Source organism: Nonomuraea salmonea (assembly GCF_042428605.1).
In the GTDB taxonomy this organism is placed as follows: domain Bacteria; phylum Actinomycetota; class Actinomycetes; order Streptosporangiales; family Streptosporangiaceae; genus Nonomuraea; species Nonomuraea salmonea.
The window spans coordinates 20,974-46,373 of sequence record NZ_JBHMCF010000060.1; the positions used below are offsets into that span (position 1 = coordinate 20,974).

General features: G+C 72.2%; 22 protein-coding genes. 10 read left to right on the plus strand and 12 right to left on the minus strand.

From position 1 onward, the window contains the following. Nucleotides 1–92: 92 nt before the first annotated feature. From ACFFR3_RS47085 to ACFFR3_RS47110, 6 genes are all read right to left on the minus strand, one after another. Nucleotides 93–1,790, minus strand: a complete 1,698-nt coding sequence (locus ACFFR3_RS47085) for a CBM35 domain-containing protein (protein ID WP_364372384.1) — start codon at nucleotides 1,788–1,790, stop codon at nucleotides 93–95. A gap of 38 nt (nucleotides 1,791–1,828) precedes the next feature. Then, nucleotides 1,829–3,712 (minus strand): glycoside hydrolase family 127 protein, encoded by a 1,884-nt coding sequence (locus tag ACFFR3_RS47090; RefSeq protein ID WP_345405668.1) that lies wholly within the window; start codon nucleotides 3,710–3,712, stop codon nucleotides 1,829–1,831. Nucleotides 3,713–3,729: 17 nt separating this feature from the next. After that, nucleotides 3,730–4,548: a carbohydrate ABC transporter permease gene (locus tag ACFFR3_RS47095; RefSeq protein WP_355431580.1), complete on the minus strand. Its 819-nt coding sequence runs from the start codon at nucleotides 4,546–4,548 to the stop codon at nucleotides 3,730–3,732. Then, on the minus strand, nucleotides 4,545–5,486 hold the full coding sequence (locus ACFFR3_RS47100) for a carbohydrate ABC transporter permease (RefSeq protein ID WP_345405677.1): 942 nt from the start codon (nucleotides 5,484–5,486) through the stop codon (nucleotides 4,545–4,547). Before ACFFR3_RS47100 ends, ACFFR3_RS47095 begins: the two co-directional genes overlap by 4 nt. Before the next feature lie 7 nt (nucleotides 5,487–5,493). Further along, nucleotides 5,494–6,768, minus strand: a complete 1,275-nt coding sequence (locus tag ACFFR3_RS47105) for a sugar ABC transporter substrate-binding protein (RefSeq protein ID WP_379485293.1) — start codon at nucleotides 6,766–6,768, stop codon at nucleotides 5,494–5,496. Nucleotides 6,769–6,845: 77 nt separating this feature from the next. After that, nucleotides 6,846–7,874 (minus strand): LacI family DNA-binding transcriptional regulator, encoded by a 1,029-nt coding sequence (locus tag ACFFR3_RS47110; RefSeq protein WP_364372392.1) that lies wholly within the window; start codon nucleotides 7,872–7,874, stop codon nucleotides 6,846–6,848. 359 nt (nucleotides 7,875–8,233) lie between these two features. Here ACFFR3_RS47110 and ACFFR3_RS47115 point away from each other — a divergent pair, with 359 nt between their 5' ends. Next, nucleotides 8,234–11,851, plus strand: a complete 3,618-nt coding sequence (locus ACFFR3_RS47115; protein WP_379485294.1) for a LamG-like jellyroll fold domain-containing protein — start codon at nucleotides 8,234–8,236, stop codon at nucleotides 11,849–11,851. A gap of 43 nt (nucleotides 11,852–11,894) precedes the next feature. Here ACFFR3_RS47115 and ACFFR3_RS47120 read toward each other — a convergent pair whose 3' ends face one another. Next, nucleotides 11,895–12,500: a TetR/AcrR family transcriptional regulator gene (locus ACFFR3_RS47120; protein ID WP_345405691.1), complete on the minus strand. Its 606-nt coding sequence runs from the start codon at nucleotides 12,498–12,500 to the stop codon at nucleotides 11,895–11,897. Between the two features lie 87 nt (nucleotides 12,501–12,587). Here ACFFR3_RS47120 and ACFFR3_RS47125 point away from each other — a divergent pair, with 87 nt between their 5' ends. Genes ACFFR3_RS47125 through ACFFR3_RS47135 form a run of 3 tightly spaced genes read left to right on the plus strand, consistent with a single transcriptional unit; the run spans nucleotide 12,588 to nucleotide 15,363 of the window. Beyond that, complete coding sequence (locus ACFFR3_RS47125) at nucleotides 12,588–13,325, plus strand: SDR family oxidoreductase (protein ID WP_345405693.1); 738 nt, start codon at nucleotides 12,588–12,590, stop codon at nucleotides 13,323–13,325. A gap of 29 nt (nucleotides 13,326–13,354) precedes the next feature. Beyond that, nucleotides 13,355–14,242 (plus strand): SDR family oxidoreductase, encoded by an 888-nt coding sequence (locus ACFFR3_RS47130; RefSeq protein WP_345405696.1) that lies wholly within the window; start codon nucleotides 13,355–13,357, stop codon nucleotides 14,240–14,242. Next, nucleotides 14,239–15,363: a PQQ-dependent sugar dehydrogenase gene (locus ACFFR3_RS47135; protein ID WP_379485295.1), complete on the plus strand. Its 1,125-nt coding sequence runs from the start codon at nucleotides 14,239–14,241 to the stop codon at nucleotides 15,361–15,363. Before ACFFR3_RS47130 ends, ACFFR3_RS47135 begins: the two co-directional genes overlap by 4 nt. Nucleotide 15,364: 1 nt before the next feature. Here the strand turns inward: ACFFR3_RS47135 and ACFFR3_RS47140 are convergent, their stop codons facing one another. Further along, on the minus strand, nucleotides 15,365–16,084 hold the full coding sequence (locus tag ACFFR3_RS47140) for a FadR/GntR family transcriptional regulator (RefSeq protein ID WP_345405699.1): 720 nt from the start codon (nucleotides 16,082–16,084) through the stop codon (nucleotides 15,365–15,367). A gap of 90 nt (nucleotides 16,085–16,174) precedes the next feature. Here ACFFR3_RS47140 and ACFFR3_RS47145 point away from each other — a divergent pair, with 90 nt between their 5' ends. Together ACFFR3_RS47145 and ACFFR3_RS47150 are read left to right on the plus strand one after the other, a co-directional pair. Then, nucleotides 16,175–17,053: a carbon-nitrogen hydrolase family protein gene (locus tag ACFFR3_RS47145; protein ID WP_379485296.1), complete on the plus strand. Its 879-nt coding sequence runs from the start codon at nucleotides 16,175–16,177 to the stop codon at nucleotides 17,051–17,053. A gap of 2 nt (nucleotides 17,054–17,055) precedes the next feature. After that, nucleotides 17,056–18,420 (plus strand): APC family permease, encoded by a 1,365-nt coding sequence (locus ACFFR3_RS47150; protein WP_364372408.1) that lies wholly within the window; start codon nucleotides 17,056–17,058, stop codon nucleotides 18,418–18,420. On the opposite strand, the gene ACFFR3_RS47155 is transcribed toward ACFFR3_RS47150, so the two are convergent. Next, the gene (locus tag ACFFR3_RS47155) at nucleotides 18,407–19,936 is read right to left on the minus strand and encodes an FAD-dependent monooxygenase (protein WP_379485297.1); all 1,530 of its coding nucleotides are present in this window, start codon (nucleotides 19,934–19,936) and stop codon (nucleotides 18,407–18,409) included. The genes ACFFR3_RS47150 and ACFFR3_RS47155 overlap by 14 nt on opposite strands. A 70-nt stretch (nucleotides 19,937–20,006) precedes the next feature. Between ACFFR3_RS47155 and ACFFR3_RS47160 the strand changes: the two genes are divergently transcribed. Continuing rightward, complete coding sequence (locus tag ACFFR3_RS47160; protein WP_345405705.1) at nucleotides 20,007–20,588, plus strand: TetR/AcrR family transcriptional regulator; 582 nt, start codon at nucleotides 20,007–20,009, stop codon at nucleotides 20,586–20,588. 107 nt (nucleotides 20,589–20,695) lie between these two features. Continuing rightward, nucleotides 20,696–21,415, plus strand: a complete 720-nt coding sequence (locus tag ACFFR3_RS47165) for a VOC family protein (RefSeq protein WP_364372414.1) — start codon at nucleotides 20,696–20,698, stop codon at nucleotides 21,413–21,415. 116 nt (nucleotides 21,416–21,531) lie between these two features. Here the strand turns inward: ACFFR3_RS47165 and ACFFR3_RS47170 are convergent, their stop codons facing one another. Next, nucleotides 21,532–22,299: an SDR family NAD(P)-dependent oxidoreductase gene (locus ACFFR3_RS47170; RefSeq protein WP_345405708.1), complete on the minus strand. Its 768-nt coding sequence runs from the start codon at nucleotides 22,297–22,299 to the stop codon at nucleotides 21,532–21,534. 131 nt (nucleotides 22,300–22,430) lie between these two features. After that, nucleotides 22,431–23,390: an NADP-dependent oxidoreductase gene (locus tag ACFFR3_RS47175; RefSeq protein WP_379485298.1), complete on the minus strand. Its 960-nt coding sequence runs from the start codon at nucleotides 23,388–23,390 to the stop codon at nucleotides 22,431–22,433. Nucleotides 23,391–23,549: 159 nt separating this feature from the next. On the opposite strand from ACFFR3_RS47175, the gene ACFFR3_RS47180 reads away from it, so the two are divergent. Together ACFFR3_RS47180 and ACFFR3_RS47185 are read left to right on the plus strand one after the other, a co-directional pair. Then, nucleotides 23,550–23,924: a winged helix-turn-helix transcriptional regulator gene (locus ACFFR3_RS47180; protein WP_345405714.1), complete on the plus strand. Its 375-nt coding sequence runs from the start codon at nucleotides 23,550–23,552 to the stop codon at nucleotides 23,922–23,924. A 176-nt stretch (nucleotides 23,925–24,100) separates the two neighbouring features. Next, entirely contained in the window at nucleotides 24,101–25,096 is a 996-nt protein-coding gene (locus ACFFR3_RS47185; RefSeq protein ID WP_345405717.1) for a zinc-dependent alcohol dehydrogenase family protein, read from the plus strand. Here the strand turns inward: ACFFR3_RS47185 and ACFFR3_RS47190 are convergent. Further along, a complete protein-coding gene (locus ACFFR3_RS47190) occupies nucleotides 25,093–25,287 on the minus strand; it encodes a hypothetical protein (RefSeq protein ID WP_379485299.1) in 195 nt (64 codons plus the stop codon). The two genes, ACFFR3_RS47185 and ACFFR3_RS47190, sit on opposite strands and share 4 nt — an antisense overlap. Nucleotides 25,288–25,400: the final 113 nt, after the last annotated feature.

The window sequence follows — 25,400 nt, forward strand, 5'->3', positions numbered from 1 at the left end:
TCCACCACAAGCCCGGCTATGCGGGATGACCTGCGCGGATGCGCCGCCGCACGGGATCACGTGACCCCGTGCGGCGGCGCGTCCGGCCGGGGTCAGGTCAGCTGGATGTAGTCGAGCTCGGCGTAACCCGTGCCGCCGGCGAAGTGCGGGGAGCCCTTGGCGAGGCGGATGACGTTGTAGCCGGCCCGCAACGCCACCGTCGTGCTGACGGTCGCGCCGAACTGGCCCCACGCCGCCGTCGGCGGGTAGCTGACCGTGCTCCACGCCCCGCCGTTGTATGCGAGCCCCTGCGTGGCGGTGGCCCCGGTGCCGTTGGCGTAGCCGATGGTCAGCGTGTACGCCCGAGCGCTCGGCACGTTCACCACGAAGTCCACGTAGCTGTCGGTACGCGGCGTACCGGAGTTGTCGATGCGTCCCACGTACCCGCCGGCCGACGCGCTGGAGGAGGTCAGCCGCTGGGCGCGGAAGACGGAGGCGTTCTCGGCCTCGTACCGCTGCTGGAATGCGGGCACGCCGGAGGCGGGCTCGACGAGCAGCTGGTACGCGCTGGTCGCGACCATGTTCGGCACGGACACGCTGAGCTGCCCGTTGCTGACCGTCCTGGTCGTGGTGGAGACCGTGGTCGGCGTGCCGACGGCGGTGAACCGGCCGCTGGACGGCGTGGACAGCAGCGTGACCCGCACGCTGGAGCCCAGCGCGCCGAGCCCGGTCAGGTTGACGGTGTTGGTGCCGGACTCGTTGCCGAACACCACGTTGACGATCCTGCGCGTGGGGTCGTAGGCGGCGAACCCGTCGAGCCCGGACGAGGAGGTGGTGGTCGTCACCATGTTTCCGGCCATGTCGCCGTACCACTTGTACAGCCACCACGTGCCGGTCGGCTGGGAGTTGCCGGTGACCAGGCCGTTCATGGTGCCGTACTCGTACCAGAAGGCCCGGTGCGCCGACTCGGCGCCGCCGCGCTCCAGCTTGGCGACGTAACTGGCGATGCGGCCGGGCACGTCCACCTCGGCGGGGGCGGCGTACTCGTTGATCGACAGGCGGCGCGGGCTGATGCCCAGCGACGCCTCCAGGTTGCGGTAGTCGGCGATGTCGGCGGCGATGCGGTCCGGGTTCTGCAGCTCGTGCCAGCAGATGATGTCGGGTAGCGTGCCGGTGTCGCGAGCGCGGGTCAGGAACGCCTGCATCCACGAGCGGTTGTAGGTGGCGGTGCTGGGGCCGACGATCGGGGTGAGCGTGTCGAGCGCCCGAACCGCCCGGTGCGTCCGCACCCACCCGTCGTTGAACGACCCGGCGGCGCTGGTGTTCCAGGTGTAGTCGGGCTCGTTCCACAGCTCCCAGCCGAGCACGTTCGTGACGGTGGTGGCCGCGAGCCGCGCCCTGACCATGGTGTTCACCTTGGCCAGCCAGTCGTCCCAGCTCACCCACCGGTAGGGGAAGTCGGGGTAGATGTCGGGCATGCGGATGTACTGGCCGGCGCCGACGCGGTCGGCCTGCGGCGCGATGAGCAGGGAGTCGCCGCCGGGCGGCTGGCCGTTGGGCCGCTGGCCGACGCCGGGCGCGGGCTGGGTGAGTGAGTTGACCTTGATGGGGAGCAGGGTCGAGTCGGCGGGGCGGTTGTTCTCCGCCAGGCCGTAGAGGCCGCCTGAGGCGGCGTGGGTGACCGGGCGGAACGGGCGCGCGACGTCGACGGTGAGCGTCGCGCCGGCCGCCGCGGCCGGGGCGGCGCCGGTCACCACGGTGGCGGCCGTGGTGACCAGGGCTAACGCGAGTGCGGTGAGCGTACGGGCCATGGGGGGTCAGGCTCCTTCCTGAATCGGGGGGTGCTTGGTCAGGCGATGGGGAGGAAGATCCGCATGCTGGACGGTCCGCGCCGCGCCCAGGCGTGGTACGGCCGCAGCGGCACGTCGAACCAGTCGCCGCCGTCGCCGCTGACCGGCCGGTCCCGGTAGGACCAGGCTTGGTCGGGCACGCCACGGGCCCGGCCGCGGACCACGGCGCCGCCGGGGACGGCGCGCGGCGCGGAGCCGGCGTCGATGGTCAGGGCGTCGAGGACGCCGGGCGAGGGCAGGTCGGCCGACTCCACGCAGAGCACCTCGGGCCCACGCTCCACGGCGACGCAGCCGCGTACGGCGTCGATGCGCGGGTCGGGCCAGGTGAAGCGGGGCGTCACCGGCAGCTGGAGGACGATCTCGTCCCCGGCCGCGAAGGCCCGCCGCACCCGGGTCAGCCCTGGCGCGACCGTCGTGGTCCGCCCGCCCTCGGTGAGGGTGGCCCCGTCCGCCCAGCCGGGCACGCGCAGGGACAGCGTCCACGGCTCGTCGGGGCCGGCGACGACGCGGACGCGGACGGTGCCGTCGTCGGGGTAGGCGGTCTCGACGTCGAGGGCCACCGGACGGCCGCCGGGCAGCTCGGCGCGGATCTCGCTGGAGGCGTACTGGAGCAGCTGCAGCCCGTCGTCGTCGACGGTGGCGAGGTAGGCGTGCAGGCCGGCCAGGGTGCGGGCGACGTTCGTCGGGCAGCAGGACACGTCGAACCAGGCGGCCCGCACGCCCGCCTCGGCCCTGGGGCTGACCTCGTCAGGGTCGGCGGGCCGTCCGGCGGCGCGCTGGTGCAGCGGGTTGGCGTAGAAGAAGGCCCGCCCGTCGGCGCTGGGCGAGGTGGCGACGACGTTGTAGAGCGTGCGCTCGATGAGGTCGGTGTAGCGGACGTCGCCGGTGGCGAGGTAGAGCCGCCACGACACCATGATCGAGGCGACGCCGGCGCAGGTCTCGCAGTAGGCGCGGTCCGGCGGCAGCTCCCAGTCCTCGCCGAAGCCCTCGTCCTGGTGGCGCGAGCCCATGCCGCCGGTGACGTACGTGCGCCGCGCCACCGAGCGCTCCCACTGCCGCCGCACGGCGTCGAGCAGCTCGGAGTCGCCGGTCTCGACGGCGACGTCCACCGACGCGGCGGCCAGATAGAGGGCCCGCACCGCGTGGCCGCGCCACACGTCCGCCTCGCGTACGGGAATGTCGTCCTGGAAGTAGACGCGCCCGAGCGGGATGTCCTTCAGCCTGCCGTGGCCGCGCCGCTCGATGAACAGGCGGGCCTGCTCGACGTAGCGCGGCTCGCCGAGCGCGCGGCCGAACTCGGCCAGCCCGGCCTCGATCTCCGGGTGCCCGCAGACGCCGTCGATCCCGCCGGGGCCGAACGTGCGGCACACGTGGTCGGCGGCTCGCCGGGCGACGCTGACCAGGTCGTCGTCGCCCGCGGTGCGCAGCCTGGCCACCGCGGCCTGCAGCAGGTGGCCGGTGTTGTAGAGCTCGTGGCCCATCTCCAGGTCGCTGTAGCGGGGCGGCCTGCCGGGATGGCCGAAGCAGGTGTTGAGGTAGCCGTCCGGGTCCTGGGCGCGGGCGACGCGGGCGGTCAGCCGCTTGATCGCCGACTCCGCCTCGGGGTCGCCGGACCTGGCGCTCTCCCAGGACAGCGCCTCCAGCAGCTTGTAGACCTCCGAGTCGGAGAACGACCAGCCGGGCCGGTCGGGGCCGGTGGTGCCGTCGGCGACCCGGTCGAAGTTGGCGAGCCAGCCGAGGCGCTCCATCCACGACTCGCAGTGGGCGAGCGTCGCCGTGGCGTTCACGGTCTGGCGGCCGCCCCAGAACCCGCCGGTGAGCGAGACCTGCGTGAGCCCGAGCGGGCGTACCCGGCCGTGCGAGGGCAGCACGGGGCTGGTCATACGGCGTTACCTTTCTTTCAGTCCTTGACGGCGCCCGCGGTGACCCCGGCGGCGATGTAACGCTGCGCGAGGACGAGGAGGAACGCCGCGGGCAGCGACGCGATCACGGCGGTGGCCATGATCGAGTTCCATTGCGTGGTGTTGTTGCCGATGTAGCGGAAGATGCCGAGCGTGATCGGGATGACGTCGCTGCTGCGGTTGAGCGTGGAGGCGAAGATGAAGTCCGACCACGCCCACAGGAACGCGAACAGCGACACGGTGATCACCGAGTTGCGGCTGAGCGGCAGCACGATCGAGCGGAACGACCGCCACGTGCTCGCCCCGTCGATCTGCGCCGCCGACAGCACCTCCTGCGGGATGCCCGCCATGAACGCGCGGAACAGCAGCACCCCGAACGGCACGGCCAGCGTCGAGTCCGCCACGATCAGCCCCCAGACGGTGTTGAGCAGCCCGAGCCGCAGGTAGATCGCGTAGAAGCCCATGGCCATCACGACCGCGGGGATCATCTGCGCGGCCAGCAGCAGGAAGTCGAGCAGCCGGGTGCCGCGCGGGCGCAGCCTGGCCAGGGCGAACCCGGCCGGCAGCGACACCACCAGCGTCAGCACGACCGTGCCGAGGCCGATGAACAGGCTGGTCGCCAGCGCGGGCAGCTGCTGGCCGAGCGCGGCGGCGTACCCCTCGAAGGTGGGGTTCCACGGGAACCAGTGCGGCGGGTCGGCCCGCAGGTCCCGCGTCCTGGTGAGCGAGACGTTGACCATCCAGTAGACGGGGAAGAGCATCACGCCCGCCAGCACCACGCCGAGCGCCGTCTTCCAGCCGCTTCTGCGGGTCTTCATGCCGTTTCCTCCCTCTGCAGGCGCACGTGCACGAGGCCCGCGACGAAGGCGATGAGGATGAGCAGGTTGCCGACCGCCGCCGCGGGCGAGAAGTCGGGCTGTCCGGTGCCGAACGCCTCCCGGTACGACCAGATGGCCAGCGTCGTCGAGGCGTCGGCCGGGCCGCCGCGGGTCATGATCCAGATGATGTCGACGACCTTGAGCGTGTAGATCAGCCCGAGCAGCAGCGTGATCAGCGTCACCGGCCGCAGCAGCGGGAACGTGATGCGGGTGAAGCGCTGCCAGGGCCCCGCACCGTCAAGGCCGGCGGCCTCGTACAGGTCGCCGGGGATGTTCTGCAGCCCGGCGTACAGGATGACCAGGTTGAACGGCACGCCCAGCCAGATGTTGGCGACGGTGACCGCGAGCAGCGCGGTGTCCGGCGAGGTCAGCCAGTTGATCTGGCCGATGCCGAACGCCTGCAGCGCCGCGTTCACGATGCCGTTGTCGCTGTTGAGCAGCCACGACCAGGTGGACGCCGAGACGATCAGCGGCAGCAGCCACGGCACCAGGAACAGCGCGCGCAGCACGCCGGACAGGCGGAAGTTGCGGTGGAAGAAGACCGCGAGCGCCAGCCCGATGAGGTACTGCGCGGCGATGGACGCCAGCGTGAACACGGCGGTGTTGCGCAGCGCCCGCAGGAAGGTGTCGTCGGAGAGGATGGCGCGGTAGTTCGCCAGGCCGGTGAACTCCGGGTTCCCCTGGATGAACGCCCGCGGCGTGTAGTCGTGCAGGCTCAGGTCGATGTTGCGGTAGAGCGGATAGGCGTAGAAGACGATCATGTAGATGATGAGCGGGGCGAGGAAGGCGGCGGCGGTCCACCGCCCGGTTCGCCGCCGGCGGGGAGCGGCGTGCGCCGCTTCCCGCACCGCGCCCGCTCGGGTGTGCAGCGAGGTCATGAGCCACTCAGCCGCCGGTCGCCTGCTTGGCCTGCGCCTGCGCCTGCTTGAGCGCGTCGGCCGGATCGGCCGAGCCGCTCAGCGCCTTCTGCACGCCGGTCCACAACGCCTCGGAGATCTTCGGGTAGTCGGTGCCGAGGTTGTCGCTGGTACGTCCCTTCGCCGAGCGCACCGCGTCCACCCACGGCTTCAGGCTCGGCTCCGACTCCAGGATGCGCTGCTGCCCGTCGGCGGTGGAGGGGATGTAGTACGCGAACGTCGTGCCGGTCTCCACCAGGCCCTCGGGCGTGGTCATGCACTCGAGGATCTTCTTGGTGACGTCGTAGCGCTTGGTGTCCTTCTGCACCGGGACGGTGATGAACTCGCCGCCCGTCGGCGTGGGCGCGACCCCGCCGTCCTTGCCGGGGATCTGCACGATCCCGGTCGGGAACTCCGCCTTCTTGGCGCTGTCGATCTGCCAGGTGCCGTTCTCGGCGAAGGCGAACTCGCCGGTCAGGAACTCCTCCCAGGTGGTGTTCTGGGAGTTGCTGATGACCGAGTTGGGGGCGATGCCGCTCTTGACCCACGACGTCCACAGCTCCAGGGCCTCCACGGCCTGCGGCGAGTCGAGCGCGGTGAGCTGCGCGCCGGCGCCCCAGAACCAGGGCAGGAACTGGAAGGAGCCCTCCTCGGTGCCGATGCCGGCGAACGTGATCGGCTTCTTGCCCGCCTCCTTGACCTTCTTCAGCGCGGCGTCGAGCGAGGCCCAGTCCTTGATGGAGTCCGGATCCACGCCCGCCGCGTCGAGGATCTTCTTGTTGTAGTAGAGCGCGAGGGTGTTGGCGCCGATGGGGATGCCGTACGTCTGCCCGTCCAGCTCGCCCGCCGCGATGAGGTTCTTGTCGAAGCGGGAGGTGTCGAGGCCGAAGTCGGCCATCGTGGCCAGCATCCCGGCGTCCGCGAGCGTCGAGACGGCCGGGTTGTCGAGCAGGATCACGTCCGGCGCGTTGCCCTCCTGCCCGGCCAGCAGGGCCTGGTTGGTCAGCGCGGTCGTGTCGTAGGCGGTGCGCTCGATGGTGACGCCGGCCTCCTTGCCGCAGGCGTTCACTCGTCCGGCCCAGGCGGAGGACTTGTCGTGCTGCGGGTACGGATCCCACCACGTGTACGTGCCACCGCCGGAACTGCTCGCCGAATCCGTGCCGGACCCGCCCTGAGGGGCGGACGCGCAGGCGGCGAGTGCGGACAGCGCCAGGACCGCGGTTCCGAAGACCGCCGCCCTCGCGGACACCGACGGACGGTTCATCGATTCCTCCAATGTTAACGCTCACATGTCTCACATGGGGAGCGTGCCGGACTGATGGGGGGTGAAGGGACGGATGGCTAGGAAGCGTGCGGGCGCGGGGGAGCGGTGCTGCCCCGGTCGGCCAGCTCGGGCGAGATGAAGCGCACCACGAACGGCTCCTTCCTGGCCGAAGCCGACTCCACGCGGCGCACGAGCTGGCGCACCGCCATGGAGCCGAGCCGGTCGGGCGCGCTCTCGATGAAGGAGTAGGGCAGGGAGAACGTCGCGGCGAAGTCGGCGGAGTAGCGCCCGATGACCGACAGGTCGCCGGGCACCCGCAGCCCCCGCTCGTAGGTGACCGAGGGCAGCGCCGCCGCGGCCGCCTCGTTGTTGATCAGCAGTCCTGTCGCCGCCGGGTAGGCGTCGAGCAGGCCGTGCAGCAGGCGGCCCACGGCCGGTTGCCGGGACTCGCCGTAGACGGCGTGCAGGGTGAGGCCGAGTGTGCGGGCGCGTTCCAGTGCCGCGTCGCGCAGGCGCCAGACGTACGCGCCGCCCCGCTCCACCACGTGCTCGGGCTGCGAGATGAGGATCAGCTCGCGGTGGCCGAGCCGGTGCAGGTGGTCCACCATGACCCGGCCGGCCTCCTCGAAGTCGAGGTCGAACACGTCGAGCCCCGAGCAGTCGCCCGGCAGCCCGACCAGCGCGCCCGGCTGCGGGGCGGCGCGCAGGATGGGCAGGCGGGCGTCGTCCTCGGCGATGTTCATCAGCACGACGCCGTCGACCATGCGCGAGTCGGTGACCCGCCGCAGTGCCCGCACGCCGTCGGCCTCGGTGACCAGCAGCGTGTCGTAGCCCAGGTCGCGGGCGGTGTTGGTGACGCCCAGGATGTACTGCATCATCGCGGGCGCGAACTCGTCCTCGTGGAACTGGGCGAGCAGACCGAGGACCTTGGTCTGGGCGGTGGCGAGGGCGCGGGCGCCCGCGTTCGGCGTGTACGCCAGCGCCTCGGCGGCGGCCAGCACGCGCCGGCGCACCTCCTCCGAGATGGGCCGCTTGCCCGACAGCGCGTACGACGCCGTGCTGCGGCTCACCCCGGCCTCCCGGGCCACGTCTCCGATCGTCGCCACTCTCACCTCCCGAATTCATCGAACCGGTTCGACGGTCGCGTTACAGAGCTCCCTCGTATCGTCGCGCCGATGTCGCCTTCCTTGGAGCTCCAGGGCGAAAGGCACCGTGACGGTGGCCGCCGGTGAGCACCGGAGGCGGCGAACCGGTTCGAACGATGTGGCTCGACTGTTGCTCCGCCGCACGGCGGACGTCAAGGAGGGGCGAGGGCGACGATACCGAATTGTGACATGTCGGAAACGCGGGGCCGGGCCCATTGACGGCGGCGGGCGGGGCTGCGTAACGTACCGGCAACCCTGCGGTCGCGTTGCGTTGAAGCTCCCTCGGCTCTGTTAGCGCTCACATCCCCAGGGACGTACGCATGCCATTCCCGCGCCTGACCGCCACTCGCCGGAGGGCGGTGCTCGCCGCGCTGCTCCCGGCCGCCCTCGCCCTCCCGTTAACCGCCACCCCCTCGACCGCGGCCGCCGTCCCGGAGCCCGTGCTCGCCTACGAGTTCGACGCCGACGACGTCACCCTCGGCACCGTCACCGACTCCTCGGGCAACGGCCTGGACGGCGAGCTGGTCAACGCCGGCACCGCCGCGCTGGTGGACGGCGCCTCAGGCGGGCACGCGCTCAGCCTGCCCGGCGGCGCCCCCACCTCGGACGGCGCCTACGTCAAGCTGCCCCTGGACGCGATCAAGGGCAGGACCGACCTGACCGTGTCCGCCCGCGTCAAGTGGGACGGCACCACCGCCCCCTGGCAGTGGATCTACGCCCTCGGCAAGGACAACTCCCGCTACCTGTTCAGCACCCCGTACAACGGGGACGGCCGGCTGCGCACCGCGGTCACCACCGGGGGCGGCGGCGCGGAGGCGCAGGTCACCGGCTACGCGCCGCTCCCGGCGAACGCCTGGAAGACGCTGACCGTCACCCTCGACACGGCGGCCGGGCGCCTCACCACCTACCTCGACGGCGCCGCCGTCGCCTCCGCCCCCACCACGATCACGGCGAGCCAGTTGGTGGACGCCGCCACCACCTCGGCCGGCTTCATCGGCCGCTCGTTCTACCCCGACCCGCTGTTCGACGGCGCCATCGACGACTTCCGGATCTACGGCGCCGCGCTCACCGCCGAGCAGGTCGCCGGGCTGGCCGGACCGCCGCCCGAGCCGGGCGAGCCGAGCACGGACACCTTCGACGTGCGCACGGTCATCGGCAAGGCGCCCGCCCTGCCGCCCGCCGTCCGCGCCGCCTACTCCGACGGCTACGATCGCGACGTCCCCATCACCTGGCAGCCCGTGGACCCCGACGACTACGCCGAGGCCGGCACGTTCACCGTCACCGGCGCCGCCGCGGGCCGGCCCGTCACCGCGACGGTCACCGTGATCCGCGAGGGCCAGCTGGTCATCGACCTGGCCAAGGACACCGGCGCCTTCCACGGTGGCGCGTCCGGCACGCTCTACGGCCTGTACGGCCCGGGCGTGCCGACGAACAACCTCATCGAGGGCATGAAGCTGCGCACGGTCTCCACCAAGGCGCAGGACGGCCCGCAGCATCCCGGCGCCGACGCCCTGGAGGTGGTCAAGCCGCTGGCCGACAGCACCGGCGGCGACGTGTACATCTACATGACCGACATCCACCGCGGCTTCCCCTACCAGTGGCCGGGCGACACGCCGCAGGAGAAGCTCGCGACGTACCGGGAGAAGATCGCGGGGCAGGTCGACCAGGTGCTCACGCTCGACCCGGAGTACCGCGAGCACGTGGTGTTCGTGCCGTTCAACGAGCCCGAGGGCAACATGTTCGGCACCGGTGAGTGGAGCTACAACGGCGTCAGCTGGCTGAGCGACCCAACCGACTATTTCCGTACATGGGATGACTTCTACCGGCTCATCAAGGGCAAGCTGCCCTCGGCCCGCATCGCGGGCCCGAACACCAGCGTGCTCTACTCCCAGGTCAAGGGCTTCCTGGAGCACACCGTCGAGGCCGGGACCGTGCCCGACGTGATGACCTGGCACGAGCTCAGTCACCCCGAGCAGGTGCGCTCCAGCGTCAAGCGCTACCGCGAGATGGAGGCCGAGGTCTTCGCGGGCACCGCGCACGAGGGCAGGAAGCTGCCGATCAACATCAACGAGTACGCCTTCAACTACCACACCTCGGTGCCCGGCCAGATGATCCAGTGGATCTCCGCCATCGAGGAGTCGAAGGTGGACGCCGACATCGCGTACTGGAACATCGACGGCAACCTCAGTGACTCGGCGGTGCAGGCGAACCGCGGCAACGGCCAGTGGTGGCTGCTGCACGCCTACGGGCAGATGAGCGGGCACACCGTCGCGGTCACGCCGCCGTACCCCGGTCAGAACTACACGCTGCAGGGCGTCGCGACGCTGGACACCGGTAAGCGCCAGGCCCGCGCGATCATCGGCGGCGCGAGCAGCGCCGGGCACATCCGCTTCGAGCACGTGCCGGAGAAGGTGTTCGGGCGCGAGGTGCACGCGTGGATCAAGGAGATCCCCTGGACCGGGCAGGTCGGCGACTCGCCGCAGCCGCGCGTCGTCGCCGAGCGCGACCTGACCGTCTCCGGCGGGGCCGTGGCGCTCGACTTCGGCTCCGGTGACCTGCCCAGGCTGGCGGAGTCGTCGGCGTACGAGATCGTGCTGACCCCGGCGGGGACCGGCACGCTGACCGCGCCCGCGCCGCAACGGTGGGAGGGCTCGTACGAGGCCGAGGACGCCCGCTACACCGGCTCCGGCTACACCCGCAACGGGCCCGAGGGCTCGCCGTCGGACGTGTCGAAGTTCTACACCTCGGGCGGCTACGACGTCGGCGGGCTGCGCACCGGCTCCGACGGCGTGCTCGACTTCACCGTCGAGGTGCCCGAGACCGGCGACTACGACCTGAGCGTGTTCGCCAACTCGCTCAACACCTACGACCTCGTGCGCGAGCAGGGCCCCACGAACGTCTTCGTGCGCGTGGACGGGGGAGCGGAGCAGGAGGTGTTCCTGCCGCTCGGGTACAAGTGGGTGGTCTGGGACCACGCTGACACCACCGTACGGCTCACGGCGGGCCGGCACGTCATCTCCCTGGCCGCGCGCAGCCTCGACGGGAAGCGGGCCACCAAGGGCGACGCGATCGTGGACCGGATCGTGCTGCGGCTGCCGAACCCGGCGGCGGCGACGGCCGTCTACGAGGCCGAGCTGACCGATGCGCGGACGGTCTATGACATCAAGGGCGCCAAGGTGTCCGGCTCGGGCGGCGCGTCGCTCGGCAAGGGCAAGCCGGCGACGTTCTGGGTATATTCGGCGCGCGACGCCGCCTCCGTCCTGGACCTCAAGGTGCTGTCCGGCGCGGCGAAGGTGGCCGTGAACGGCGTCGAGGTGCTGGGCAACGCCACGCGCGGTCATGCCACCGCCACGGTGTCGCTGGCGGGCGGCGTCAACAAGGTCACGGTGACCGGCCGCTCGGGCAAGACGGTCATCGACCGGCTCGACGTGCGGCCGGGGACGCTGCCGGAGACCGCGTACCAGGCCGAGTCGGCCCGGCTGGCCGGCGCCGCCAAGGCCGCCCCGCTCACCCTGGCCGACGGCGGGTCCGCCGTCACCGGCGTCGGAGGGCCGCCCGGCAACGGCAACACGCTCACCTTCGCCGTGCGGGCCGACGCGGCGGGCACGTACGCGATGCGGGTCCGCTACTCCAACCCCGAGCAGTCGCCCGCCACCCACTACAACCCCGACCCCCTGGCCCGCCACGCCGACATCAGCGTCAACGGCGGCACGCCGCAGCGGGTGTCGTTCCCGCACACCTTCCACGAGAACAACTTCTGGGAGCTGACCGTCCCGGTGAAGCTGAAGAAGGGGGTCAACACGATCGGTTTCGCGAGCGAGGAGCTGCCGAACTTCGACGGCGAGACGTACGCCTCGGACACCTTCCCCGGCGTGCTGCTGCGCTCGCAGTTCGCGCCGATCATCGACAAGATCACCGTCGCGCGCTACAGCCGCTGACACCGTTCCTCGGAAGGACCGCCCGCACCCCGCGGGCGGTCCTTCACGTCGCGCGCGGGGCCGCGCCGTAGAGGGCGTGGTCCACCAGGCGCTCGACGATCGAGGTGTCGAAGTCGACCTTGAGCACCAGCAGCCGGTGGTAACAGGCGCCCCAGAGCTGGTCGACGATGACGTGCAGGTCGGCGTCCGCGCGCAGCTGGCCCTGGCGCTGGGCGATGCGCAGGCGCTCGGCGGCGAGATCGCGCCGGGGGACGGCGTAGCTCTGCGACCAGGCGCGGGCGAGGTCGGCGTCGAGCTGGGCGGCCCCGACGAGCTGCGACACCGGGCCCTCGGCGCCCGACTCCTTCAGCCACCGCACGAACGCGCCGAGCTGCGTGACCAGGTCGGCGCGGATGTCGCCGGTGTCGGGGAAGTCGAGCAGCGCCCTGCTGTGCGTGAAGTACGCCTCGGCGGCCAGCGCCCCCGGCGACGGCCACCACTTGTAGAGGGTCGTCTTGCTGGACCCGGCCTCGGCCGCGACCCGCTCGAACGTGACCGCCTGCATGCCGTCGCGCAGCAGGATGCGCCCCGCCGCCTCCAGTACGGCGGCGCGCACCTCGGCGGCGGGCCGGCGGCCCCGTCCCCGTCGTACGGCTGCGCTCTCGGACATCGGCACCTCACTTATGGACGGAATGTTCATTTCGCTGTTATGGTTGAAATGAACGAACGGTCCATATAGTAGCGGAAGGCATCCAGCATGTCCGACAAGATCCAGCGAGTCGCCCTCATCACCGGCGCGTCCGGCGGCATCGGCAGGGCGAGCGCAGAACGCCTGGCCGCCGACGGCTTCTCCGTCGTCGTGCACTACGCGGGCGGCAAGGACCGCGCCGAGCAGGCCGCCCAGGCCGTGCGGGACGCCGGCGGCCGGGCCGTCGTCGCAGCCGGCGACGTCGCCGACGAGGACGCGATGGCGGAGGTGTTCGACCTCGCCGAGCGCGAGTTCGGCGGCATCGACGTGCTCGTCCACGCCGCCGGCGTCATGCCGACCGCGCCCATCGCGGAGACTCCGCTCGACACCTTCGACCACATCCAGCGCGTCAACGTGCGCGGCACGTTCGTGGTGGACCAGCTCGCCGCCCGCCGCCTGCGCGCCGGCGGCGCGATCATCAACCTGTCCTCCTCGCTCACCCGCCTGCAGACCCCGACCTACGGCGCGTATGCCGCGTCGAAGGGCGCCGTCGAGGCGATGACGCTCATCCTCGCCCGCGAGCTGCGCGGCCGCGACATCACCGTCAACGCCGTCGCGCCCGGCCCGACCGCCACGCCGCTGTTCTTCGCCGGCAAGAGCCAGGAGACCATCGACCGCCTCGCCTCGCTCACCCCGATGGGCCGCCTCGGCGAGCCCGCCGACGCCGCCGAGGTGATCGCCTTCCTCGCCGGGCCGGGCCGCTGGATGAACGGCCAGGTCCTCTACGTCAACGGCGGCGCCGCCTGAGCCCCGCCCGCCGGAAAGGAGCCCCCACCATGTCCGTCGTGCTCATCACCGGATCGTCCACGGGCATCGGCCGCCTGACCGCCGAGACCCTGGCCGCGGCCGGCCACACCGTCTACGCCACCATGCGCGACCCCGAGGGCCGCGACGCCACCGCCGTGGCGGAGCTGACGAAGCGCGCCCGGGACCGGGGTCACGACCTGCGGGTCGTCGCCCTCGACGTCACCTCGCAGACCTCCGCCGACGCCGCCGTGCGCACCGTGCTGGACGAGGCGGGCGAGCTGGACGTCGTCGTGCACAACGCCGGTCACCTGTTCATCGGGTACGCCGAGGCGTTCACCGACGACGACGTCGCCCACCTGTTCGACGTCAACACGATCGGGGCGCAGCGGGTCAACCGCGCGGCGCTGCCGCACCTGCGCGAGCGCCGCTCGGGGACGCTCGTCTACGTCAGCAGCACCAGCCTCGTCACCACCCCGCCGTTCCTCGGCCCGTACGTGGCCTCGAAGGCGGCCTTCGACGCGCTGGCCGTCGTGACGTCGTACGAGGTGTCGCAGTTCGGCATCGAGACCTCGATCGTCATGCCCGGCGCGATCACCCGGGGCACCGGCCACTTCGCCAACGCCTCCAAGGCCAGCGACCGGCAGGTGACCGCCCAGTACGCCGAGCTGGACCCGCTCGTCGAGCGCACCCACGAGGCGCACGAGCTGCTGTTCGAGGCGGGCACGACCGCCGACCCGCAGGACGTGGCCGACGAGATCCGCCGCATCCTCGCCCTGCCCGCCGGCCGCCGCCCGTTCCGCTCGGTCGTGGACGCCGCACGGGCCGGGGTGGACCACGTCATGGCCCTCAGCGACCTCACCCGCGAAGCCTTCGTCCGCCGCCTCGGCTTCGCCGAAACCCTGGAGCTGAAGCGATGACCGCGCGCACCGTTACAGCGGCCGTGGTCGCGGTGCTGGTGGCGGGGGCCTGTTCGGCGGCGCCCGCACCCGCGCCGGTGGCGGACCCGTCCCGGCTGGTGGTGACCTTACCGGCGGGCCCGGTGGCGACCTTAGGCGAGCCGGCCGAGCTGGTCACCGGCCTGGAGGCGCCGTGGGGCCTGACGTTCCTGCCCGACGGCTCGGCGCTGGTGTCGGAGCGCATCAGCGGCCGCATCCTGCGCATCCCCGCCGCCGGCGGCGCGGCCCGCGAGGTGGGCGTCGTGCCGGACGTGCACGCCAGCTCGGAGGGCGGCCTGCTCGGCATCGTCGCCTCACCGAGCTTCGCCACCGACCGCACCGTCTACGCCTCCGTCTCGGGTCAGGACGCCAACCGCGTCGTCGCCCTCACCATCGCCGCCGGCTACGACGCGCTCAGCGTGGACCGGGTGCTGCTCGACGGCATCCAGACCGCCGACAGGCACCACGGCGGCCGCCTCGTGATCGGCCCCGACGGCCACCTGTGGATCGGGACGGGTGACGCGTTCGAGCCCGAGAACGCCGCCACCCCCGGCTCGCTCAACGGCAAGATCCTCCGCATCGCACTCGACGGCTCCGTCCCGGAGGACAACCCGGCCCGATCACCCATCTACTCCAGCGGCCACCGCAACGTGCAGGGCATCGCGTTCGGCCCCGACGGCACCGCGTACGCCTCCGAGCTGGGCCATCGCACCTGGGACGAGGTGAACGTGCTGCGCGCGGGGGCCGACTACGGCTGGCCGGAGACCGAGGGCACGGAAGGCTCGACCGGCGTCCCCCCGATCGCCACCCTCCACCCCGACGACGCCAGCCCCTCGGGAGTCGCCTACGCGAAAGGCTCGCTCTGGATCGGCGCGCTCGGCGGCCGGCGCCTGTGGCAGGTCCCGGTCACCGCCGGCACCGCCGCCTCCGACCCCATCGCCCACTTCCACGGCGACTACGGCCGCATCCGCACGGTCGAGGTCGCCCCCGACGGCGCCCTGTGGCTCGTCACCTCCAACACCGACCGCGCGACCTGGGGCGGCACCGACCCCCGCCCAGGCGACGACCGCGTACTCAGGGTCGAGGTTCAGGAAGGCCGCTGACTCAGCGGAGCAGGCCGACGAACATCGTGTGGTGCAGGACCTCCACGTGGGCCCTGGCCACGCGGACCGCCTCCACCGCGTCGCCCCGTTCCAGCGCCGTCACCAGCGCGGCGTGCTCCTTGTTCGACTCGCGCAGGTAGTCCAGGGGATAAGGGAGGTAGTAGCGGTAGAGGCGGCGCAGCACAGGCCCGTAGTGCGCCGTCGCCGACTCCACGCCGGACGCCGCCGCGAGCGCGAGGTGGAAGCGTTCGTCGCAGGTGTGGAAGTCGGCCCAGCCCGCAGCGTGGTCCATCTCGGCGACCAGGGACTTCAGTTCGGCCAGCCGCTCGGCGGTGACGGCGGTCGCGGCCAGGTGGGTCAGGCCGCACTCCAGCAGCAGGCGCTGGTCGATGAGCCGGTGCACCTCGGCCGCGGCCGTGCGGTAGGCCGCGGTCTCGGCCACCGTTCCGATGGCCGGCTCGTCGGCGACCATGGTGCCGCCTGAACGGCCGCGGCGGCGTACCAGGACGCCTTCCTCGCACAGTGCGGTGAGCGCGCGCCGCACGGTGATCTCCCCGACGTCCAGCGCGCGGGCGACGTCGGTGGTGGGGGGCAGGCGCTCGCCGGGCTTGAGCAGCCCGAGGTCGACGGCCAGGGCGATGCGGGCGCGCACGGTGTCGAGCGCGGTGAGCCGCCGCAGCCCCTCCAGGGCCTCCGAGTTGAGCGCGGTCAGGGCGTCCATGGTTCACCACCGTACGTTGCTTTAAAAGCTCAATATGAGCTATTTTGGGGCATCGCCGCACAGACGTGCTGGTCAGAAGGCAGGTGGACGATGCCCAGGCCCCTCCCCGTCGCGCTCGCACAGAGCGAGCCGCTGCCCGCGGGCGCGCCCGTGTCGCGGTTCGCCGAGCACGTGGAGGACGTCCTGGCGAGCTTTCCCGGCACCCGGATGGTGATATTTCCGGAGCTGCACCTGTTCGGCAGCCGGGTACGCCCGGCCGAGCGCGACGCCGAGCTGGCCGCCACGGCGCAGCCGCTCGACGGCCCCCTGGTCAGGCAGCTGGCCGAGCTGGCCGGTGACCTCGGCGTCTGGCTGCTGCCCGGCACGATCTGCGAACGCGGCGACGGCGGCGCGCTGCACAACACCGCGCTGATGCTCTCCCCTGAGGGCGAGCTGACGGCCTCCTACCGCAAGGTCTTCCCCTGGCGGCCGTACGAGCCGTACCTGCCGGGCGACCGCTTCGTCGTCTGCGACCTGCCGGGCGCCGGCCGCATCGGCCTGTCCATCTGCTACGACGCCTGGTTCCCCGAGGTGGCCAGGCACCTGGCCTGGATGGGCGCCGAGGTGATCGTCAACCCGGTGATGACCACCACCGCCGACCGCGCGCAGGAGCTCGTGCTGGCCCGCGCCAACGCGATCGTCAATCAGGTGTACGTCGTCTCCGTCAACACCGCCGCCCCCACCGGCACGGGACGCAGCCTCGTGGTGGACCCGGAAGGCCGGGTCAGGGCCGAGGCGGGGGAGGCGGCCACCGTGCTGACCGACGTGCTCGACCTCGACGACGTCACTCGCGTCCGCCGCCACGGAACCGCCGGGCTCAACCGCGTCTGGTCGCAGTTCACCGACGCCGACCGGCCCATCGACCTGCCCCTCTACCAGGGGCGTATCGACCCCGGCCGGTGGAGGCCGGCCGGCGCATCCCCGGAGTGACCATGCCACCCACCCCGCACCCCACGCTCCGGCGTACGCTCGGCCTGCGGTCCGTCGTCCTGTTCGGGCTGGCGTACCTGACGCCGCTCATCGTGCTCGGCATCTTCGGCGTCGTCGCCGAGACCACGGCGGGCGCGGCGCCGTCGGCGTACGCGCTGGCGCTGGTCGCGATGCTGTTCACCGCGCTCAGCTACGGCCGGATGGCCGCCGCCTACCCGGTCGCCGGCTCGGCCTACACCTACGTCCGCCGCACCGTGGACGCCCGCGCCGGGTTCCTGGTCGGGTGGGCCGTGCTGCTCGACTACTTCTTCCTGCCCATGGTCATCTGGCTGATCGGCGGCTCCTACCTGGCGGCGCAGTTCCCCGGTGTGCCGGTGCCGGTGTGGATCGTCGCGTTCGTCGTGCTCACCACCGGGCTCAACCTGGCCGGCATCAAGGTCGCCGACCGGGCCAACTCGCTGCTCATGATCTTCCAGATCCTCGTGCTCGGCTTCTTCGTGCTGCTCGCCGCCGGGCACCTCATCAGCGGCAGCGGGCCCGGGGCGCTGTTCGAGCTGACGCCGTTCACCGGGCAGGGCGCGAGCCTGTCCACGGTCGCCGCGGGCGCGGCCATCGCCGCGTACTCCTTTCTCGGCTTCGACGCCGTCACCACGCTCACCGAGGAGACCGTGGAGCCGCGGCGCACGATCCCGCGGGCGATCCTGCTGGTCGCGCTCATCGGCGGCGGCATCTTCGTCGTCGTCTCGTACGTCACCCAGCTCGTCCACCCGGGCGGCGCGTTCGCCGACTCCTCCGCGGCGGCCTCGGAGATCGCCCGGACCATCGGCGGCAGCCTGTTCGGCGCGGTCTTCCTGGCCGGGCTGGTGGTGGCCCAGTTCACCTCGGGCCTGGCCGCCCAGGCCAGCACCACCCGCCTGCTGTACGCGATGGGCCGCGACGCCGTGCTGCCCCGCCGGATCTTCGGCTACCTGCACCCGCGCCTGCGCACCCCCGTCTTCTCCATCCTGCTCACCGGCCTGGTCGGCCTGATCGCGGTCAGGATGGACGTGGCCACCTCGACGTCGTTCATCAACTTCGGCGCCTTCACCGCGTTCGTGTTCGTCAACGTGGCGGTGATCGCCCACTACGTCCGCGAGCGCCGGGCCGGGCGGCGGCTCGGCGTGCTCGCGTACGCGGTGGCGCCGGCGATCGGCGCGGTCATCGACCTCTACCTGCTCACGCAGCTCGACGGCCACGCCATCACGCTCGGGCTGGTCTGGCTGGCCGCCGGCGCCGTCTATCTCGCCTACCTGACCCGGCTGTTCCGTGTCCCGCCGCCCGAGCTGGACTTCACCGAGCAGCAGGCCGCGCCGGTCAGCTCGGGCTGAACCAGCGGATGAGCGCCGCCTTCAGCCCGTCGGGGTCGTCACCGGCCCACGCCACATAGCCGTCGGGGCGGATCAACAGGGCGGGCGCGGGGGAACCCGTGGTCGTCGCGGCGACCCTGCGAACCTCGGTCCAGGGCTCGGCGACGGCGGCCAGGGCGGTGCCGCCGGTCAGGTCGAGCAGCAGCGGGCGGGCGTCGCGCAGCAGCTCGGCCAGCCGCCCGGTCCGGCCGTCGGCGGTGGTCACGTCGAGCGGCGGCGTGAACCGGCCGGTGGGCTCGGCCTGCTGGTCGCCGCCCATGCCGTAGCGGACGTCCGAGCCCGCCACCAGGCCGGCCACCAGCCGCAGGTTGCCGGTGCCGGTCAGCAGCTCGGCGAACAGGGCGCGCAGCGCGGTGACGTCGTCGCCGGGCGCCAGCAGCGCGCTCGCCGCCCTGGTGTGCATGATGACGCGCTCGGCGCTGGCCCGCCGCTCGCTCTCGTACGTCGCGAGCAGGCCGTCCCCGGCGCTGCCGCGTACGACGGCGGCGAGCTTCCACGCCAGGTTGGCCGCGTCCTGGAGCGCGAGGTTCAGGGTCGGGCCGTGGCTGACGTGCGCCGCGTCGCCGGCGAGGAAGACCCGTCCGTCGCGGTAGCGCTCGGCGATCCGGTAGCTGCGGCCGGACATGCGGCGCAGCATCGTGGGCGCGCCCGGCGGCGGCGGGCTCAGCGGCAGCCGCACGCCGAGCACCCGCTCGACGCTGGCCTCCATCTCGGCCAGCGTCATCGGCGTGCCGGGCCCGGGATGGTCGCCGTCCGGGTGCTCCTCCCACTCCGCCGTGTTGATCAGCGGCCGCTGCGGGTCGTGCCCGAGCAGCGTGAAGACGCCCCTGCCGGTACGGTGGAACGCCGCCGGGATCTCGCCCAGCCCCTCGATCGCCACCCGCCCGCCCGGCAGGAACCGGATGCGGTCGCTCGGCCCGATCAGCGCGGACCGGTCGACGGTGTGCTCGTCCTCGCCGCCGGCGAACGCGATGCCCGCCTGCTTGCGGATCGCGCTGCGGCTGCCGTCGCAGCCCACGAGGTAGCGGGCCGCCAGCGTGGTCTCGGTGCCGTCCAGGCCGCGGGCCACGACCTCCACCCGGTCGCCGTACTGCGCGAACGAGCGCACCTCCCAGCCCCGCCACACCTCCGCGCCCAGCTCGGCCGCCCGCTCGGCGAGTACCCGCTCCAGGTCGCGCTGGTTGATCGGCAGCAGGTGCATCGGGTTGTCCGCGCCGAGCAGGTGCAGCGGCAGCGGCAGGCCGCCGAAGAAGAACCCCGGCGCCGGGCGCGGCGCCCCCGGGCTGCCGCAGCGGTCGAGCAGGCCGCGATGGTCCAGCAGCCGCACGACCTGCCCGGCCAGGCCGTGCGCCTTGTCGGCCTGGTCGGGCTCCGGCCGCCGCTCCAGGACGAGGGGCCTGGCCCCGGCCAGGCGCAGCTCGGCGGCGAGAAAGAGGCCGGCGGGACCGCCGCCGACGATGATGACGTCGAACGTCAAGGACGTCTCCTTAGGATACGCGTGTGTATCTAACGAGGGAGACCGTAGGGCAGCGCGATAAGATACACAAGTGAGTCTTGAGAGCGGTTCGCGGCGGCGGGGGGCCCGGCTGGAGGAGGCGATCCTCGACGCCGCCTGGCACGTGCTGGTCGAGCACGGCTACCACGGCTTCACCTACGAGGCCGTCGCCGCCCGCGCCGGCACCAGCCGCCCCGTCCTCTACCGGCGCTGGCCCCAGCGCGAGGACCTGCTGCTCGCCACCCTCACCACCTACTGGCGGCCGATCGAGATCCCCGACACCGGCAGCCTGCGCGACGACGCCATCGGGTTCCTGCGCAACGCCGACGCCGACAGGAGCGGCATGATCACGCTGATGAGCGTGCAGCTCGGCGGCTACTTCCACGAGACCGGCAGCAGCCTGTCGCGCCTGCGCGACTCGCTCCTGGAACCCGGCCGGCCCGCCCCGTTCGAGACGATCGTGGGCCGCGCCGTCGCCCGGGGCGACCTGCCCGACGTGCCGCGCCCGTCCCGCGTCGTCAACCTGCCGCTCGATCTGCTGCGCCACGACCTGTTCATGACCATGCGGCCGGTGCCGTACGAGAAGATCGTCGAGATCGTCGACGTGGTGTGGCTGCCCCTGCTGAGCGGGTGATTTTAATCGTTGGTGCGGCGGTCGCCGCGCGGGCTAGGGTGGCTGCGTTCCGCGCCGGGAGGCCGTCGGCCCGCCCGTTCCCGAACCTGCAAGAGGGGAGCCGCCGGATGACGGCACAGCTCGTCGCACTCAGCTGGGACGCACACGACCCCGCCGCCCTCGCCCGCTTCTGGGCCGGGGTGCTGCGCTGGGAGAGCGCCGACGATCCGCGCGGCGGAGTGGCGCTGCTGCCGCCCGACGACACCGGCTTCCGCATCCGGTTCCAGCCGACCGAGGCGGAGAAGATCGGCCAGAACCAGATCCACTTCGACCTCACCAGCGCCTCCCCCGACGCCCAGCAGGCCACCGTCGACAGGGCGCTGGCGCTCGGCGGCCGGCACATCGACATCGGCCAGGGCCCCGACGAGGGCCACGTGGTGCTCGCCGACCCCGAGGGCAACGAGTTCTGCGTCATCGAGTACGGCAACAAGTTCCTGGCCGAGTGCGGCTTCATCGGGGCGCTGTCGTGCGACGGCTCCCAGAAGGTCGGCTACTTCTGGAGCGCGGCTCTGGAGTGGCCGCTGGTGTGGGACCAGGACGAGGAGACCGCGATCCGCTCCCCGCACGGCGGCCCCAAGATCACCTGGGGCGGCCCGCCCCTCGCCCCCAAGAAGGGCAAGAACCGCCTCCACTTCGACCTCGCCCCACCCGCCGGCGGAGACCAGGAGGCGGAGATCGAGCGCCTGCTCGCCTTGGGCGCGACCCGCATCGACATCGGCCAGGGCGACGCGGAGTGGGCCGTCCTCGCCGACCCGGACGGCAACGAATTCTGCGTCCTGCCCTGGTGAGTTCGGCGGGGGCGTTCCGTGTCTTGGCCCGGTGAGTCAGCCGGGGGTGTTGTGTGGTGCGCCGGTGGCCGGCCGGCTGTTGTTCCTGGCGTGTCGGTTCGGCGAGCCGGGGCCGTTCAGCGGGCGGTCATGCCGCCGTCGATCGCGAGTGCGGCGCCGGTGATGAACGAGGCTTCGTCGCTCAGGAGGAACGCCGCCAGCGCTGCCACCTCCTCCGGCTGGGCGATCCGGCCGACCGGGTGCATGGCGGCGGCCGCTCGCAGCGACTCCTCAGGGCTCGGGCCCAGGTTCGAGCGGGTCAGAGGCGTGTCGACGCCGCCGGTGACCAGGGCGTTGACGCGGATGCCCGCCGTCGCCGTCTCGAGCGCGGCCGACCTGGTGAGGCCGATCACGCCGTGCTTGGCGGCGCTGTAAGCGGCCATGCCGGGCTGGCCGCTCGCGCCCGCGACGGAGGCGTTGTTCACGATGGCTCCGCCGCTCCCGGACGCGCGCAGCGCCGGGATCTGGTGCTTGAGGCCGTAGAAGACGCTGGTGAGATTCAGGGCCAGCTCGGCCTGCCAGGCGCCGGCGTCGATTCCGGTGAGCTCGCCCATCGCGGTGGCGGCGCCGACGTTGTTGAACGCGCCGTCGAGCCGGCCGTACCGGCTGACCGCCTGCCTGACCACCTCGGCCGCCTCGCTCTCGACGGTGACGTCGGCACGGACGAACGTCGCCTCGCCGCCCGCGTCACGGATGCCGGCGACCACCTCGTCGCCGGCCTCCTTGCCCCGCGCGGCCAGCACCACCTTGGCGCCCTCGGCGGCCAGCCGCTCAGCAGTGGCACGGCCCATGCCGGAGGTGGCGCCGGTGATCAGGATGACTTTGCCGGTGAAACGTGTGGACACGATGACTCCTTGTGAACAAGTGAAGAATCCATTGGGTTCGGGACGCTGGGGGGAGCCGGTGGCGAGATCGGGGCGACCGGCCGGGGGACCGGGGTCCCCGCCGGTCGCTGTCGTGGCCGGTTGCGGCGTGGTCAGAAGGTCAGGACCAGGCGGCCGCGTGTTCCGCCCTTCGCGAGCAGGCGGTGGGCCTCGGGGGCCTCGGCGGCGGGCAGGGTTGCGGCGACGCGCGGGGTCAGGACGCCTGCCTCGGCCAGGTGGAGGATTTCGTGCAGTTTGTCCGGGCGGTTCGTGTACTCGGGGACGAACACGGCGGCGATCCTGATGTCGCGGACGCTCTCGACGTTCTTGAATCCGGGCTCGCCCGGGCTGCGGAAACGCGCGTAGGTGCCGCCGTCGCGTACGGCGTCAAGCAGCACGGGACCCATGAGTGCCGTGTCCGCGACCGCCGACACCCCGTCAGGGAATGCGGCCAGGACGTGGCCGGTGACTTCGGCGCCTCTGGGCACGACCACGTGCGCGCCGAGCGAGCGTACGAGATCCTCGTCGCTGGGCGCGGCGTCGGCCACCACGGTCAGCCCCGCGTGCCTGGCGAGCTGCACGAGGTAGCCGCCGAGCATTCCGGCGGCTCCCGTCACCGCCAGCACCGAGCCGGGGGCGAGCGCCAGCAGGTCGCGCGCCAGGAGCGCGGTGAGGCTGTTCATGGGCAACGTCGCGGCCGCCACGTGATCGAGGCCGGCCGGAGCGCGGACGACCCGGGCGGCCGGCAGGACGACCTGCTCGGCGTAGCCGCCGGCGGCCGTACCGAGCGGGATGACCATCGCCATCACCGCGTCGCCCACGGTCAGGTCGGTGTCCGTGCCGGGGCCGATCTCGTCGATCACGCCGGCGACGTCCATGCCGGGCACCCACGGGGGCGGCGACCCCTCGAGGAACGGGGCGGTGACGCCGGCGCGCAGCAGCGTGTCGGAGGGGTTCACGGCGGCGGCGTGTACGCGTACCCGTACCTCGCCGGGGCCGGCGTGCGGCTCGGGCAGGTCGAGGACGCGCAGGACTTCAGGTCCGCCGTACTCGTATAGGCCGATGGCTTGCAAAGTCCCAGCTCCTTAGTGGTTCTTGTCGTATACCTAGTCCGTCACCGACACCCTCGCATTCCTCCTTGTACGGCCACAAGTAGGCACTTTGACCTGCCCTGGTATCACTGAGAGAACCACCAGGCCATCAGAACCAGGTATCCGTCGTATACTGCTTCCATGTCACCACCCATCGCCGAGATCGAGCTGGACGAGCAGGCCCGCCGCGCCCTGATCCGGGACGTGCTCGAACGCATCGGAGACAAGTGGTCCGTGGTGGTCATCTGCCAGCTGGGCGACGGCACGCGGCGCTTCAACGAGCTGAGCCGGCTGAGCGAGCCCATCACCAAGCGCATGCTCAGCGCCACCCTGCAGGGGCTCGAACGCGACGGCCTGGTCTCCCGGACCGTCCACGCCACCAAGCCGCCGCGAGTCGACTACGCGCTGACCCCGCGCGGGGCCAGCCTCCTGCAGATCGTCCGCGACCTGGCCGGCTGGGCCGAGGAGAACGCGGCGGGCATCGTGGAGGCCAGGGCGTCCTTCGACGCGAAATGAGCCAGCCCCGCAACCCCCGCCGCGCCTGACCGTTCGTGGGTGCGGGTGCGGATGAGCCACGGCGGCGCAGCGAGGCAACGATCGCGATGGCGCGGGGTGGCGGGTGAGGACTGCGGGGTTCAGGGGATACGATCGGCCTTGAATGTTCGATGGTGATCGTACACATGGGGGATGGCATGGCACGGACAGTGCGCTTTCACGAGCTCGGCGGGCCCGAGGTGATGCGGCTGGAGGATGAGGAGCCGGGGGAGCCGGGCGTCGGTGAGGTGCGGGTGCGGGTCGAAGCGATCGGCGTCAATCGGGCTGAGGCGTTGTTTCGCAGCGGGCAGTACATCGAGCCGGTCAAGCGGCTGCCGGGCAGGCTCGGTAACGAGGCCGCGGGTGTGATCGAGGCGGTCGGTCCGGGGGTGGCCGGGTTCGCGCCGGGAGAGCGGGTCAGCGTGATCCCCAACTTCTCGCAGAACGACTATGGGGTTTATGCCGAGCGGGCCGTCGTGCCCGTGACCTCCCTGGTGCCACGGCCCGAACAGGTGGACGCGGTTTCGGGCGCCGCCGTCTGGATGCCCTACCTGACCGCGTACGGCGCGATGGCCGAGGTCGCCCGCATGCGGGCGGGGGACGTGGCCGTGATCAACGCGGCGTCGAGCAGCGTCGGCCTGGCCGCCATCCACACCGCGGACCGGCTGGGCGCGCGGCCGTTCGCCGTCACCCGCACCCGCGCCAAGGCCCGGCAACTGGCCGAGGAGGGCGCCGCCGAGGTCATCGTCTCCGACGAGGAGGACGTGACCGCGCGCGTGCTGGAGCTGACCGGCGGCAAGGGCGCCGAGTACGTCTTCGACGCGGTAGCCGGTCCCGGCGTCGTGGACCTGGCACGGGCCGTGGCGGCGGACGGCACCCTGTTCCTGTGGGGTGCGCTGAGCGGGCAGCCGACTCCGTACCCGGGGTTCGAGCTGGGCATGCCGGCGCTCAACCTGCGCACGTACACGATGCTCGAGGTCGCCAAGGATCAGGAACGGCTGCGCCGCGCGGCCGCGTTCATCACTTCAGGGCTGCGGGCCGGAGCGTTCCGGCCGGTGGTGGACCGGGTGTTCCCCCTGGAGCAGATCGTGCAGGCACATCAGCACATGGAGTCGAACACCCAGTTCGGCAAGATCGTCGTCACCACCGCCTAGCGCTGTCCCCGGCGGTCGTTGTGCTCGGCGTCGGGCGGCTGTTCGAGGTACGGGTCGTCCGAGCCGCCGGGCACGGGCGGCAGCGGGACCGGGTCCTGCGCCACCGTGGCGGCTCCGGCCGTGCTGGTCCAGGCCGGACCGATCAGGGCGGACAGGGTGACGGCGGCGGCTACGAGCAGGCGTGGGAACATCGGGATCTCCTCCATGACGTACGAGCACATGGACGATGCGGCTTCCCGGAAGGCGCCATCTCGGCGCGAGACGCTTCCCACGCTAGCGACCGCGCCCTGCGAAATCCCCCAGC

What these genes read in the sequence shown, in the direction of transcription:
- ACFFR3_RS47085 (WP_364372384.1), bottom strand. Translation starts at nt 1,790, where the DNA reads ATGGCCCGTACGCTCACCGCACTCGCGTTAGCCCTGGTCACCACGGCC.
- ACFFR3_RS47090 (WP_345405668.1), bottom strand. Translation starts at nt 3,712, where the DNA reads ATGACCAGCCCCGTGCTGCCCTCGCACGGCCGGGTACGCCCGCTCGGG.
- ACFFR3_RS47095 (WP_355431580.1), bottom strand. Translation starts at nt 4,548, where the DNA reads ATGAAGACCCGCAGAAGCGGCTGGAAGACGGCGCTCGGCGTGGTGCTG.
- ACFFR3_RS47100 (WP_345405677.1), bottom strand. Translation starts at nt 5,486, where the DNA reads ATGACCTCGCTGCACACCCGAGCGGGCGCGGTGCGGGAAGCGGCGCAC.
- ACFFR3_RS47105 (WP_379485293.1), bottom strand. Translation starts at nt 6,768, where the DNA reads ATGAACCGTCCGTCGGTGTCCGCGAGGGCGGCGGTCTTCGGAACCGCG.
- ACFFR3_RS47115 (WP_379485294.1), top strand. Translation starts at nt 8,234, where the DNA reads ATGCCATTCCCGCGCCTGACCGCCACTCGCCGGAGGGCGGTGCTCGCC.
- ACFFR3_RS47120 (WP_345405691.1), bottom strand. Translation starts at nt 12,500, where the DNA reads ATGTCCGAGAGCGCAGCCGTACGACGGGGACGGGGCCGCCGGCCCGCC.
- ACFFR3_RS47125 (WP_345405693.1), top strand. Translation starts at nt 12,588, where the DNA reads ATGTCCGACAAGATCCAGCGAGTCGCCCTCATCACCGGCGCGTCCGGC.
- ACFFR3_RS47130 (WP_345405696.1), top strand. Translation starts at nt 13,355, where the DNA reads ATGTCCGTCGTGCTCATCACCGGATCGTCCACGGGCATCGGCCGCCTG.
- ACFFR3_RS47135 (WP_379485295.1), top strand. Translation starts at nt 14,239, where the DNA reads ATGACCGCGCGCACCGTTACAGCGGCCGTGGTCGCGGTGCTGGTGGCG.
- ACFFR3_RS47140 (WP_345405699.1), bottom strand. Translation starts at nt 16,084, where the DNA reads ATGGACGCCCTGACCGCGCTCAACTCGGAGGCCCTGGAGGGGCTGCGG.
- ACFFR3_RS47145 (WP_379485296.1), top strand. Translation starts at nt 16,175, where the DNA reads ATGCCCAGGCCCCTCCCCGTCGCGCTCGCACAGAGCGAGCCGCTGCCC.
- ACFFR3_RS47150 (WP_364372408.1), top strand. Translation starts at nt 17,056, where the DNA reads ATGCCACCCACCCCGCACCCCACGCTCCGGCGTACGCTCGGCCTGCGG.
- ACFFR3_RS47165 (WP_364372414.1), top strand. Translation starts at nt 20,696, where the DNA reads ATGACGGCACAGCTCGTCGCACTCAGCTGGGACGCACACGACCCCGCC.
- ACFFR3_RS47180 (WP_345405714.1), top strand. Translation starts at nt 23,550, where the DNA reads ATGTCACCACCCATCGCCGAGATCGAGCTGGACGAGCAGGCCCGCCGC.
- ACFFR3_RS47185 (WP_345405717.1), top strand. Translation starts at nt 24,101, where the DNA reads ATGGCACGGACAGTGCGCTTTCACGAGCTCGGCGGGCCCGAGGTGATG.
- ACFFR3_RS47190 (WP_379485299.1), bottom strand. Translation starts at nt 25,287, where the DNA reads ATGTTCCCACGCCTGCTCGTAGCCGCCGCCGTCACCCTGTCCGCCCTG.